This is a genomic window from Hymenobacter telluris (assembly GCF_017313265.1).
In the GTDB taxonomy this organism is placed as follows: domain Bacteria; phylum Bacteroidota; class Bacteroidia; order Cytophagales; family Hymenobacteraceae; genus Hymenobacter; species Hymenobacter telluris.
In genome coordinates this window covers 115,681-128,752 of record NZ_JAFLQZ010000002.1, presented here as the reverse complement: position 1 = coordinate 128,752, position 13,072 = coordinate 115,681, and the positions used below count along the sequence as shown (strand labels likewise).

Below are 13,072 nucleotides of genomic sequence, written 5' to 3'. Positions count from 1 at the left end.
GCTATTACTAGGGCAGCTATCTATTGCTCTTCCTGTCCTGTAACGCCACTTCCTGGATTGAAGAAATCTGGAGTCCATGGTAAGCACAACCAAGATTTTATATAATCAAGAATATATATGTAGCATAATTGTTGCTAGTTTGCCTTTCATCATTCACTTCCAATCATTTACCACATATGCTTAAATCATTACGTATTTCTCATCTGTTGCTGCTCCTGCTGCTATTGCTAGGTATGCATGCCAGCCAGGCGTCGCACTTCTTAGGTGGTCAGCTCACCTATACTGCCGTGGCGGGTGTGCCTAACCGCTATAAATTCACGTTGCGCGTGTACCGCGACTGTAGTGGAGCAGCTTTGTATACTACGGCTACATTCAAGTTCCGTAGTGGTGGGTGCGTTGCTGCCTCCGGTGACCCGGCCGATATTGTAGCACCCCTAGTTGGCGGCTCTACCATTGGCAGCGACTACTGCGCAACGGCCGTTGGGGGCGCTAGTCCCTGCGGCGTTGGCTTACCAACTAATTATGAAACCGGCCGCTACGAAGTAGAAATAACCTTGCCTCCCCGTGCCGAATGGCGCATTAGTGCCACGGACAATGCCCGCCCCGAAACAGCTAACATAGTAGGGCAAGACAATATCTATTACGAGGCCGTTCTTCGCAATAGCCTTGCTGGACAAGTCATTACAAATAACTCGGCCTCTTTTGCTACTATTCAAACGCAGTTTGTAGGCTATAACCTGAATACCACTTTCAGCCATTTGGCTGTAGATGCTGATGGCGACTCGCTGGTCTATTCGCTGGTTCAGCCATTGGGTAACTGTAATGACCCCTTGGCTTACAAGAATATTGGAATCGGAACCCAAGGATACATTGATATATCGGCCGGTGGGCCTCCTTGCTTAGCCAGCCTGACTGGTGGCAACGTGTACACTCCCACGTTCCCGCTGGCTTCTTACAACTTCACGGGAAGCTGTCCTGTAAAAACAGCTGTGCCTTACTTCCTTTTCGATTCGGCTATGGGGTCTATGTCCTTCAAGCCGATATTGTATAATCCTGGCAACACAACTGCCGACCAAGCTACCAACAAGTATGTGGTAGTGGTAAAGGTTGATGAGTACCGCCGCTTGAATGGTACTTACACCCTGGTGGGCAGCACCCGGCGCGACATGATGTTCATTGTGGTGGATTGCGGTACCAACCAAAACCCTACACTTGCTCCACTGCGCATTAATAACAGTTCCGCTACAACGCCTATCAATACGGTTATACCCGTAACGGCGGGGCAACTGGTGAACTTGCAACTGGCAGGTACCGATGCCAATAATACCCAGATAGTAACCATGACCAGCAATGCTGAGCAGGTGTTGCCCAATGCCGACTTTGTGGCCTCCGGCCCTAGTGCGCAGCCTACGGCCGTCCTCAACTGGCTACCGCCAGCTAACCTGCGCCCAGGGTTGTACTACTGCACCGTCACGACCACCGACAATGCTTGCCCCATCAAAGGCACCACGCAGCAGACGCTCACGTTCCGCGTGACCAACACTACGCTGGCTACTAAAAATGCCCGCAATGCTACGCCGCTGGCGGCTGTACCCACGCCGTTCCGGGGACACGTAAGCTTTACGCTTGCCCAGCCTGGCGTACAGACGGTGCAAATCTTTGACCGCCTGGGCCGGCAAGTAGCTGAGCTCAAAAGCCGCCCCACCGGAGAAGTAGTTTGGCAGCCTGGCACCGAGGTAGCCGCAGGCCTGTATCTGGCCCGCTCCAGCGACGGCCGTCAGGTAGCACGCCTACTCCGTACCGATGCAGAGTAAATACTTCCTATAAACGATAACGGCCCCACCAAGAAAAATTGGTGGGGCCGTTATCGTTTATAGGAAGCGGGGCGTAGCGCTAAGCTTATTGTGTGGCGCTCGGATGCCAGAACGAAGAAGAATCTTTCTTACTGATGTCCATATATTCCTTTTTGAGGAGCTTGATATCAGCCACTATCGTTTGGAGCCTAGCCTTTATTTCTTCGGCCGAGCGATTGTAAGGGCTGCGCTTTCCAGTCCAGGTTATGAACTGTTTGATTTCCTCTTCGGCAAAACGTGCCATACTTGCAGCGTTGTGCAGAAACTCTTCTTCTACTTCCATAATCTTGACTTGCTGTTTCCAGTGGCGTTAAGTTGATGACGGTGTAGCAATAGATGAGGCAATCAGAGCGGCTACCTGACATTCGATACTCGAGTGCTAGTAAGCCCCCAACGTAATCATATCCAACCAGGTTACTAGTTTCCCGATATAATTAAGCGCTGAGCACTCAGGCGTTGGCCTTTCGCACCAACTAATATAACGTTGTAAATGCCGGAAGTCAAATGTAGAGCACTAATTTTCAGAGAGTTGCTTACGCCATCAAGTTTATGCAGCAAGGTTCCGCGCGTATCGTAAATAAGTAGGGTGCTGGCTGCTGTAGCTTCTGAAGCGGCAATGCGCACCTGCACATCCGCTGCTGATGCTGCCGGATTTGGGTACAGTTCCAGCAGCTCCAACTGCTTGGCTATGGCTACCGTGGCTACCGGTGAGAAGTTTTCCTGGCCGTTGGCATCTACCTGCCGCAACCGATAATAGAGCGTGGATTTGCCTAGTACAGCGGCGCTTTCGTCTCGGAAGCTGTAAGCGCGGCTACTGGCGTTGGTGCCGGCTCCTTTCACTGTGCCTATTGCCACAAAGCCACTAGCAGCTCCCGAAGCTCGCTCTACTACAAAATGGCTGTTGCTCTGCTCCGAAGCCGTTTGCCAGGTTACTGCCACGTCGTTGCCAATTGCCGTTGCCTGAAAAGCGCGTAGCTCCACTGGCAGGGGGGCCGCCGCCGGAACAATGGTAGTAGGGAAACCCATAGGACGGTCTTGCGCAAAAGCGTAGTAGATGCGGGTTTGGTCGAGCAGAGCCACTGCGTTGCTTACTTCCACTTCCACCCGCTGAAAACTCTGGGTGGTCCGGAAAAATACTTCCACCCGGCCATCGGGCAGCAAACCCTGCTGAAGCAGGCTGCTGCCGCCAGCCGTTTCTAGCAGTTGGTCGCCATTAGTGCCACCGTACGTGCGCAGGGTAATGCCGTTTAGGAGTTGTGTATTCAGTAGGCCGGCCCCTTGGTTGAGTGCCACCCCGGCGGCGTTGCCAGCCACGCCCGTGCCATTGAGGTTCAGGCGCAATGCCGACGAAGTAACTGCGCCAGCCAAGCCAGTCCGCATAACTGCATAGTCGTTGGGATTCAAGTTGTTGTCGGCAGCCCGTTCGGGGTTCAGCACGTTCACGTTGGCACACAACACGCACAACACACCGTTGGAAGCTACGTCGAACTGGTTGGCACCACTGGAAAAATTGGATAGCACCGGCGTCTGGTCACGGAATACGCTTGGCTCCAACCCGAAGCCGTAGTAAACAGCCAAATTGTCGAGTACGCCAACGGCGCTGGCTCTGGTGAGCTGCACCTCGTCGAAGCTCAGCGTACTAGGAAAGCTTAGTTGCTGTCTTCCGTTCGCCAATACAGCTACGTTCAGCAATTGAATACCCGTGGCGGTTTCCTGAACTACTCCGTTTTTGTAGGTGGTCAGCCGGAGCCCCGCCAACGCATTCAGATCCAGCACGCCCTGTTGCCCAACCACAAAGCCAGCCTGGTAGCCGGCAGGAGCTGTGGCTTCCAGCTTCACCCGTAGCGTGTTCGGGCAGCTCACGCCTATAAAGGTCCCGAACGTGGCATAGTTGTTTAAGTTTTGGTCAACGGCCTGTTCGGGATTAAGCACGTTGGAATTGACGCACACCTGCACGTTGTTGTTATCGACGCCAGCCGTGCTGTAGTTGACGCCAGCTGCTGGCGCCAAAAAGCGGGATACCACCCCGCGCGCAGTTTCTACTACGTTGGCATCCACCCCGTAGGCATAATACACGCGTACATCGTAGCTCACGTTGAGCAACGAATTCACTTCTATTTCTATCTGGTCGAAAGACTGAGTGGCCAGAAATTCCACCCGCCCAGGAGTAGCACTACCCAGCGCCACTAAGGCCAACGCAGTTACGTCCAGGGTTTGCTTCGGGGCGGGGTCGCCGGTGAGATAGGTACGGAGCGTAACCGTGCCAATGGCCGACAAACCAGTAGCTGCCCCTATTACCACACCAGCCCGGTGGTTTTTGGGCACTGCTGCGTCCATATGCATCCGTAGCGCAACCGGAGAAAGGCCTAGCGTTAGGGTGGCAGGTCGGAGGGTAGCGTAGCTGTTGAAGTCGGCATCTACTGCCCGGGCTTCATTTGTAATATTTCCACAAGTGATGCCAAGCAAACACGCCCGGCTAAAGCTGGAACGGCCGCTAGTAGAATAGTAAGCCGGCCCGGTTTGGTTTTGAGCCCAAGTTGGGACAAGCGTAAACAGGCACAAACTCAAAACACTGATAATCTGGGAATAGAACGTACGTTTCATGGGAACGAGCTCTGAAAAGTGGGAGACTGTTAGGCGTGTCTTCCTTTAATACAATCAAATTGCCAAGTTTATGTTTAGCTGCAATAGCACTGATAAACAGGCATTTGAATAAATTATAAAAAAACTATATTGTCCTTATCTTGGATTCCCATTCCTAATTCGGGAAAAGATGGTAAAGCCCATATTTCCCTATTATACTCGCGTCCTTCCCCCACACTCCACCTCCGTTGCGCTAGCAGAACACCCACCATCGCACCGGCATTTCTGCTTCCACCAGCATTCATGCTTGCCCGATTTCTCCGCAATAGCCAGTCCAGTATCCTATTTGCTTATGTCTGTTTCATCCCCGCTTAACATCTTCGTAGTCGAGGACAACGCCTGGTATGGCGAGTTGCTTGAATATAAACTTGCCCAGAATCCCGACAACCAGATTCAGCGCTTCACCACTGCTCAAGCCTGCCTTGCTCACTTACACGAACAGCCCGATCTTATTACGCTGGACTACAACCTGCCCGATGGGAAAGGCGACGAAGTACTCCGCCAGATAAAGGAGCGCCTGCCCGAAGTAGCGGTAATTGTTATTTCGGGGCAGGAAGACGTGCGTACCGCCATTGGCCTGCTCCGGCAAGGTGCCTATGATTATCTGCTGAAAGACGAGGAAACCGCCGACCGACTCTGGAATATGGTAGGCAACGTGCGCAAGCAGTTGCAGCTACGCCGTGAAAACGACCGACTACGAGAGCAGATTGGACAGAAATACGACCCAGGGCGGGCCATACTGGGCGAAAGCCCGCAGATGCAGCACCTGGCTTCTCTGATTGAAAAAGCGGCTCGGACCAATATTACCGTATCTGTAAGCGGCGAAACCGGTACCGGCAAGGAATTGGTAGCCAAGGCCATCCACTACAAGTCGGCGCGCCGCAACCGTGCTTTCGTGGCCGTAAACGTGGCCGCTATTCCGCACGAATTGCTGGAGAGCGAGCTGTTTGGGCACGAGAAAGGAGCTTTTACCGGAGCTATCAGCCGCCGCATTGGCCGGTTTGAGGAGGCACACCAAGGCACGCTGTTTCTCGACGAAATCGGGGAACTGTCGCTGGATTTGCAGGCCAAGCTGCTGCGAGTGCTACAGGAACGCGAAGTGCAGCGGGTAGGCGGCGGCCAGCCGATACCATTCGACGCCCGCCTCATGGTAGCCACCCACCGCGACATTGCCGAAGAGGTAAAGCAAGGCCGTTTCCGCGAAGACCTGTACTACCGCCTGTTGGGTTTGCCTATTGTGCTGCCGCCGCTACGTGAACGAGGAGATGATATTTTGCTGCTGGCGGATGCCTTTTTGCGAGACTTCTGCAACCAGAACAAAATGGCGCCTTGCTCACTTTCGCCGGAAGCTCAGGACATGATGCTGCAATACCCTTTTCCGGGCAACGTGCGCGAGTTGAAGGCGGTAGTTGAGTTGGCCGCTGTGCTGGCCGAAGACGAAACCATCCGTCCGCAGGACCTATCGTTGCGGGTGCAGGGCAATGCCACCAACAACCTGAACACAATAACCCCCATTGGCAATGAGTCGTTGCGGGTGCAAGTGGCCAACATTGTGCAGCGCTACCTCGATGCCTACCAAGGCAACATTTTGCAGGTGGCGGCAAAGTTGCAGATCGGCAAATCAACCATTTATCGTATGGCCCAAAACAATGAGGTACGCCTGCGGTAACTGATACCATACGCTTGCAGCAAACCGCTTTTCAGCGTGCGAACCAGCTACTGCTGGGTTAGCACGCTGAAAAGCGGTTTCTTGTTGGTGCGTTTTAGTGGCTCACTCTATATTTCAGGCATTTTCCGGCTTCCCAACTCCAAACCGGCTTCTATATCGTAGTTGTATATAATACGCTTTTCTTCTAGTATCTCCTATGACCTCTATTGCGTACCGCCAGCAGCAACGCCAACTGCGACAGGCGCGTAGTACCCAACGAACCGCTCAGCTACAGCTTCAGGAACTGCGTGAACAGCTCCGGCAGCAACGGGAATCGGCGGCGGGCCAACTTCAGGCGCTGCTTCAAACGATGAGTGCGGGCATACTGGCCCAAGACGAGCACCTGCGGACCATGCTCGTAAACCAGCGCTTTTGCGAGTTGCTAGGCTTACAGGAACCAGCTGGTAAGTACGTCGGCACCAAGTCTGCGGAGCTTCTCTCGCAGGCAATACCGTTTGCTAAGCCTGCTGAAACGCGGCAGCAGATTGAAGATGCTAGGGCCACGCAAACACGCCAAACTCATCTGGTTGCGTTAGCCAACAACAAGATCCTGCAATGCGAATACCTGCCTATGGTGCAGGAGGGACGTACTGTGCTGCACTTGTGGAGCTATGAGGACGTAACGCAGCAGCAGCGCATTCTGTCCCGTGTCCGGGAGCTTTCCCAACTAGCAGAGTCCAGCCCGGAACCCATCATCTGCTTCAGCAAAGACGGTCAGGCCCGCTACGCCAACCCCGCCGCCGGGCCGGTGCTGCACACCTTGGCCCAGCCTCAGTGGCAAGCCGAGCAGGAATTTCTGCGGCGAGAGGTAGCATATGCCCTTGCCGCAGCCACTACCAGAACGGTGGAGCGCGGCCTCAACGGCCACCACTACCTCTGGACGGTGGTTCCGTTACCGGATGAGGATGCCGCCAACGTGTATCTCACAGACATTACGGCCCGGCGACAGGCAGAGAAAGAGCTTCACCATAGCCAGCTATTTGCGGCCCGCATCAACGACACCATCCCGGCCATCGTGTTTCTGTTTGATGTGCAGGAAATGCGCATTGTGTATGCCAATCAGCAGGTGGAGCGCATCATGGGCTACACCGAGCAGCAGCTTCTTGCCTTCGGTAGCAATATCGTTCCGCAGCTCCTTGATGAGGCAGGGCAACAGCAGTTGGAAGGTCTGACGGAACGATTGGTATTCCTCACCGATGAGCAGAATATTGAGTACGAATTGCGTATTCGCCACCAACATGGTGGCTGGCGGTGGCTGAAAATTCAGGGCTCGGTATTTATGCGCGACGCCGACGGGACCATCAGGCAGATGGTGGGCAGTGCCGAGGACATCACCGAGCGCAAAGCCACCGAAGATTCGCTGCGCCAGATTCGGATGTTGCAAGACCGGGTGGCGAATACGGTGCCCAACCTCATCTACATCTACGATTACGAGAAGCAGCGCAACGTATACTGCAACCGCTACATCGAAACCATTACGGGTTACAGCCGCCACGAAATTCTGGCAATGGGAGCGGAAGCACTCCTTTCGCTGATGCCCGAGAGCGAGGCCGAGAAATTGCGGCAGCACGTACTGCAGATGAAAGAAGCTGCTGATGGCGAAATCGTGACGATGGAGTATCACCTTACCCACGTCAACGGGTCGGTGCGGTGGCTGCGTATCACTACCACGCCCTTCGAGCGGGACAGTGAAGGCCGAGTACGGCAGATAGTGGGCACCGCGGAAGACATTACCCGCTGGAAAGTAGCCGATGAGCAACGCCGCACTGCCAACCGCCGACTGGCCGAGCAGAACCGCCTGTTCCGCCAAGTAATTGACACTACGCCACATCTTATTTACCTGAAAGACAGCCAGGACCACTATCTGCTAGCCAACCGGGCCACTGCCGAATTGTACGGCATGACCCCGGCCCAGATTGTAAACACCCAGCTGGGTCAGCGGCCGGTAAGCCTAGCCGACAGCCAGCGCTACCGCCTTCAAGACGAGCAGGTTATCCGAACCGGGCAGGAAATGGCCCAGGAAGAAACGTTCACTCGTCCCGATGGCACGATATTGTGGTTTCACAGCATCAAGCGGCCGTTTGTATTGGCTGATGGCAGCGTGCAGGTGCTTGGCATCGACAGCAACATCACCGAGCTGAAACGTACTCAACTGGACTTGCGGGCCGCCAAAGAAGCGGCCGAGGAAAATGCCCAGGCCAAGCAGAACTTTCTGGCCAATATGAGCCACGAAATTCGGACCCCTCTCAACGGGATTCTGGGTATTGCCGGACTGCTAGCCAAAACGCCACTCGACGACCAGCAAAGCCAGTACCTGGACCATATTCGCCACTCCGCCGACCACTTGCTGGTGGTTATCAACGATGTGCTGGCCATGAGCCAACTGAGCGCCGGCAAAGTTCGCACCGAAACCATTGCCTTCGACCTGCGCGACGTATTACAGGCCAGCCGGGAGTCGTTGCTACCACGGGCCCAAGAGAAAGGCATTAGTCTCACACTCACGCTTCCCTCACCCAACGTATCCACCACCGTGCTGGGCGACCCATACCGGTTGCGCCAGATCCTGCTGAACCTGCTTTCCAACGCCGTTAAGTTTACGGAGCGGGGCCAGGTACTGCTGGCCTGCCAGCCCTTGAGCAACTCCCCCGACGAGCAGCAACTATTTCAGTTTACGGTGCGGGATACTGGTCCGGGCATTCCGGCCCACCAGATTCAGGAGATGTTCGAGCCGTTCACGCAAGCCTCGGCCAGCACGGCCCGCGAGTATGGCGGCTCGGGGCTGGGCCTGAGTATTTCCCGAAACTTAGTGGAGCTGATGGGCGGCACCATGAGCGCCGAAAGCCAGCTCAACGAAGGCAGCACTTTCAGCTTCACGCTGCCGTTCAAGCTAACCACCCCGGCTACCCGCCCTGAGCTGCCTGCTCAACCCATTGATTACCGCGCTTTGGGGCCGCGGCGGGTGCTGCTGGCCGAAGACAACGCCATCAACCAGTTTCTGGTTGAATCGTTGGTGCGCAACTGGGGCTGGACCGTCGACACGGCCGGTACCGGCCCGAAAGCACTGGCTTTGTTTGGGCAACAAACCTACGATGTGGTGCTGATGGACATTCAGATGCCCGGCATGGACGGCATAACCGCTACTCGGCTCCTGCGGCAGCATCCAGACGCGGCGCGCGCCGCTACGCCCATTTTGGCCCTCACCGCTCACGCCTTGCGCGGCGAAGAAGAACAGTACCTAGAAGCCGGCTTTTCGGGTTACTTATCGAAGCCTTTCCGGGAAGAAGAACTATTTCAGGCTATTGGCAACATCCTGGGCCAGCGCACAACGGTACAGGCTGGCAGTGCTGGGCCGGCAGTAACTGAGGAAGACGCAGTAGTCAGTTCGCCTCTTTACAGCTTGAGCGGTATTCGCCGGCTCGCGCACGGCAACGAGGAATTTGTTCGGCGGCTGGCTCAGCTGTTCATCCAAACCGCTCCACCGGCAGTGCAGGACCTGGAGCAATACACTGCCACCGGCGACTATCAACAGTTGGCTACTTCGGCTCACAGCCTAAAAAGCTCCCTCGATGGCTTGCACATCCGCCAGCTACACACCCCCATTCGCCGGCTCGAGGCTTGCCGCGACACGCCCCTGCCCCTCCCCGAAATCGAGGAGCTTGTTGCCTTGGTTCGTGCGGTAACCGCCCAGGTAATAGCTGGGCTGCGGCAAGACTTCCCAGGGCTATAAACCAGTGCACAGCTCAACTATGCAGACCAAGCAGGTAGACACCCTCGTTATCGGAGCGGGACAAGCGGGGCTGGCGGCGGCGTATTATCTGCAACAGCACCGTGTAAAGTTTGTGCTGCTGGATGAGCGGCCGGCCGTAGGCGACGTTTGGGCCAGCCGCTTCGGAGCGTTGCGGCTGTTTTCGCCGGCTTGGGCGAGTGGGCTGCCGGGCTTTCCCTGGCCGGGGCCGGCGCTGCATTATCCTACCAAAGACGAAGCTGCCGCTTATCTACAAGCCTATGCCAACCATTTCCGGTTTCCGGTGCAACTAGGAGAGCGGGCCGTACAAGTGACGGCCACTAATGACGCCTCCGGTAGTTACCGCGTTGAAACAGCCGCTGGCACTGTGTATCAGGCCCGCCGCGTTGTTGTTAGCACTGGCGCTTATTCCACTCCCAAGCAGCCGGCCTTTGCTTCTGCGCTACCGCCGCAAGTGCAGCAGTTCCACAGCAGCCACTACCACCAGCCTAGCCAAATTTCCGGTGCCGGCCCGGTGGCAGTGGTAGGCAGCGGCAACTCCGCGCTACAAATTGCTGCCGACCTGGCCACTACCGGCCGGCCGGTTTTCGTAGCCTTCGATGACAAAACCGGGGCTTTCCCGAACAACCAGCTGACGTGGGTGCTCCTCAAGAAAAGTGGGTTTCTACGTATTCCGCGCGCCACCCGCCTGGGCCGCCACATTATGCACCAGTCCGAACCCGTTGTACGCGGCGACTTACAACGGCTGAAGCAATTCTCGAATGTGCAGCTTATAGGCCGGGCCACCGGGGCTACTACCGCCGGAGCGTTGCAGGGGCGCCGCCAGAACACACCGCCCTTGGAAGCAGTGGTATGGGCTACCGGTTTCAAACCGGATTTCCAGTGGATAAAGCTACCTATTTTCGAGCCCGATGGTACGCCCCGCCATCAGCGCGGACTTACTGCTGCACCAGGGGTAGCATTTCTGGGGTTGCCTTGGCTGAGCACTCGCAGCTCGGCGCTTATGGGCGGCGTGGGTGCTGATGCGTGCTACGTGGTGGACCACTTGCTGAAAAGCACATAATTATACTGCAACTAGTTACCCCGTTTTGGGGTTAGCTTTACAAGTACCAACAACGCGTGCTGTCCGATATACTATTGGGTTGGTTGTTGCGTTTCTTTTGTATCTCTTAACTCACTTCGCATGTCACTTCTCATTTTCTTGGGTATTGCTCTGGCTACCGCCCTACTTGCGCTCAACACCTTCGACCAGTTGAAAGCCGCCCTGAAGCCTGTACCCGTGCGCGCCAACAACCGTCGATAAGCCTAAGTACTGGCCACCTGTAATTGGTAGCCAACAAAAAGCCCCGCCTGCATGCAGACGGGGCTTTTTGTTGGAGTGCAGAAAGCAAACTAGCGAATCACAAGCTTGCGCATCTGGCTGGCATTGTCACCATCGAGCTTCACGTAATACAGGCCGCTGGCAAACTTGCTTAAGTCGAGTGTTTTGGTGAACCGGTCGTTGAGTTCCGTAATAGCTTCGCGGTAGATAACAGAACCAATAACGTTTAGCACACGCAGTTCCACTTTACGGCCTTCAAAGCCATTAATGGAAATATGAACAATACCAGTACTTGGATTCGGATATACCAACAGGCTGCGCTCCTCGGCTGGCTTGGCAGCCGCCTGGGAATGCACACCCGGCTTGGCCGCATCAGCCGACAGGCTACCACAAAGTAGGCCAAGAGCTAGCAACAGCGTTGAAAAAGAAGAAGGTAAGCGTTTCATCATAGGGGGAATTAGAGCAGAAATAGCAGCGCGCTCGGACAGTTCTATAAAACGTTAGCTGTCCAATTTGGTTTGCAAAGATACCGGTTGAATCTTAATTACGAAGTTAAAATATAACACTTCTCCTAATAAACGGTCATTTCTTCCTTGATTTTCATTGTTTTACTGGACAAAATAAGTTGGATGTTCTTGTTATCGGTGGTGGCTTAGGCGGTCTTACGGCTGCTCTCGACTTAACGGCCCGCGGCTACCGGGTGTTGGTGGTCGAGAAAAAGCAGTACCCTTTTCATCGGGTATGTGGCGAGTACATATCCAATGAGGTGCTGCCGTACCTGCGCCGCCTGCACGCCGACCCGGCCGTGCTCAACCCGGCCCGGATTACGCAGTTCATGGTGTCGTCGCCGGCAGGGCGCACGTTGTCGGTGCCGCTGGATATGGGCGGTTTCGGGGTGAGCCGCTTCACCCTGGACCACCACCTGTTTCAGCTGGCCGAAGCGCGGGGTGTAACGGTGCTTCAGCAGGCCACCGTGGCCGCCGTAGCCTATGATGCCGCCACCGACCTGCACACCACTACCCTCGCCGATGGCCGCACCTTTACTACGCGGGTGGTGCTGGGCGCGTACGGCAAACGCAGTGCCCTCGACCGGCAGCGCCCATTTTTCCGGGCCCGCTCGCCCTACCTGGGGGTGAAGTACCATTTGCGCCTCGATTTCCCAACTAACCTGATTGCGCTGCACAACTTCCCCGATGGCTACGCGGGCATTTCGGCAGTGGAAGACGGGCGCTACTGCTTCTGCTACCTCACCACCCGCCACAACCTGAAACAGCACGGCACTATTGCGGCCATGGAGCAGAACGTACTGGCTACCAACCCCCTGCTACGCCGCATCCTGACCGAAGCCGAAGTGCTGTACCCGCAGCCCGAAGTCATCAACGAAATATCCTTCGCCCCGAAAAGCTGCGTGGAAGACCACGTGCTGCTATGCGGCGACGCGGCGGGCCTGATTACGCCGCTGTGTGGCAACGGCATGGCTATGGCGCTGCACGGAGCCCAACTGGCCAGCGCCCACCTCCACGACTTCCTGCAACACCGCATCAGCCGCGCCACTTTGGAGGCGCGCTACCGCCACAGCTGGCACACGCAGTTTGGGCGGCGCCTGCAAGTCGGGCGCTTGATTCAGGGCTTGTTTGGCCGGCCCCTGATGAGCGAAGCCGTGGTGGGCGGCCTGCGCCACTGGCCCGGCGGCGTGCGAGCCCTGATGCGCCGCACCCACGGGAAGGCGAATTGGTGAGGTGGTGAACTGGTGAGGTGACTGTTCGACATGCGCCACCTGCGCAGATTCGCCTGTTATAACC

At 55.9% G+C, this 13,072-nt stretch carries 8 protein-coding genes; 5 read left to right on the top strand and 3 right to left on the bottom strand.

The features are described 5' to 3' along the window. The first annotated feature begins 176 nt into the window (after positions 1–176). The gene (locus tag J0X19_RS02910; protein ID WP_206980817.1) at positions 177–1,814 is read left to right on the top strand and encodes a hypothetical protein; all 1,638 of its coding nucleotides are present in this window, start codon (positions 177–179) and stop codon (positions 1,812–1,814) included. Between the two features lie 85 nt (positions 1,815–1,899). Here J0X19_RS02910 and J0X19_RS02905 read toward each other — a convergent pair whose 3' ends face one another. Both J0X19_RS02905 and J0X19_RS02900 read right to left on the bottom strand, forming a co-directional pair. Beyond that, on the bottom strand, positions 1,900–2,136 hold the full coding sequence (locus J0X19_RS02905) for a hypothetical protein (RefSeq protein ID WP_206980815.1): 237 nt from the start codon (positions 2,134–2,136) through the stop codon (positions 1,900–1,902). A gap of 134 nt (positions 2,137–2,270) precedes the next feature. Then, positions 2,271–4,190, bottom strand: a complete 1,920-nt coding sequence (locus J0X19_RS02900) for a T9SS type A sorting domain-containing protein (RefSeq protein WP_206980813.1) — start codon at positions 4,188–4,190, stop codon at positions 2,271–2,273. A 598-nt stretch (positions 4,191–4,788) separates the two neighbouring features. Here J0X19_RS02900 and J0X19_RS02895 point away from each other — a divergent pair. From J0X19_RS02895 to J0X19_RS02885, 3 genes are all read left to right on the top strand, one after another. Continuing rightward, a complete protein-coding gene (locus J0X19_RS02895; protein WP_206980806.1) occupies positions 4,789–6,165 on the top strand; it encodes a sigma-54-dependent transcriptional regulator in 1,377 nt (458 codons plus the stop codon). A 196-nt stretch (positions 6,166–6,361) separates the two neighbouring features. Then, positions 6,362–9,931, top strand: a complete 3,570-nt coding sequence (locus tag J0X19_RS02890; protein ID WP_206980804.1) for a PAS domain S-box protein — start codon at positions 6,362–6,364, stop codon at positions 9,929–9,931. 19 nt (positions 9,932–9,950) lie between these two features. Further along, positions 9,951–11,012 carry a flavin-containing monooxygenase gene (locus J0X19_RS02885; RefSeq protein WP_206980802.1) on the top strand — a complete coding sequence of 354 codons (1,062 nt, stop codon included), beginning with the start codon at positions 9,951–9,953 and terminating at the stop codon, positions 11,010–11,012. A gap of 329 nt (positions 11,013–11,341) precedes the next feature. On the opposite strand, the gene J0X19_RS02880 is transcribed toward J0X19_RS02885, so the two are convergent. After that, a complete protein-coding gene (locus tag J0X19_RS02880; protein WP_206980800.1) occupies positions 11,342–11,719 on the bottom strand; it encodes a T9SS type A sorting domain-containing protein in 378 nt (125 codons plus the stop codon). Between the two features lie 176 nt (positions 11,720–11,895). Between J0X19_RS02880 and J0X19_RS02875 the strand changes: the two genes are divergently transcribed. After that, the gene (locus J0X19_RS02875; protein WP_206980798.1) at positions 11,896–13,008 is read left to right on the top strand and encodes an NAD(P)/FAD-dependent oxidoreductase; all 1,113 of its coding nucleotides are present in this window, start codon (positions 11,896–11,898) and stop codon (positions 13,006–13,008) included. Positions 13,009–13,072: the final 64 nt, after the last annotated feature.

Coding starts and splice junctions, on each gene's coding strand:
- J0X19_RS02905 (WP_206980815.1), bottom strand. CDS start 2,136: ATGGAAGTAGAAGAAGAGTTTCTGCACAACGCTGCAAGTATGGCACGT.
- J0X19_RS02900 (WP_206980813.1), bottom strand. CDS start 4,190: ATGGACGCAGCAGTGCCCAAAAACCACCGGGCTGGTGTGGTAATAGGG.
- J0X19_RS02910 (WP_206980817.1), top strand. CDS start 177: ATGCTTAAATCATTACGTATTTCTCATCTGTTGCTGCTCCTGCTGCTA.
- J0X19_RS02880 (WP_206980800.1), bottom strand. CDS start 11,719: ATGATGAAACGCTTACCTTCTTCTTTTTCAACGCTGTTGCTAGCTCTT.
- J0X19_RS02895 (WP_206980806.1), top strand. CDS start 4,789: ATGTCTGTTTCATCCCCGCTTAACATCTTCGTAGTCGAGGACAACGCC.
- J0X19_RS02885 (WP_206980802.1), top strand. CDS start 9,951: ATGCAGACCAAGCAGGTAGACACCCTCGTTATCGGAGCGGGACAAGCG.
- J0X19_RS02890 (WP_206980804.1), top strand. CDS start 6,362: ATGACCTCTATTGCGTACCGCCAGCAGCAACGCCAACTGCGACAGGCG.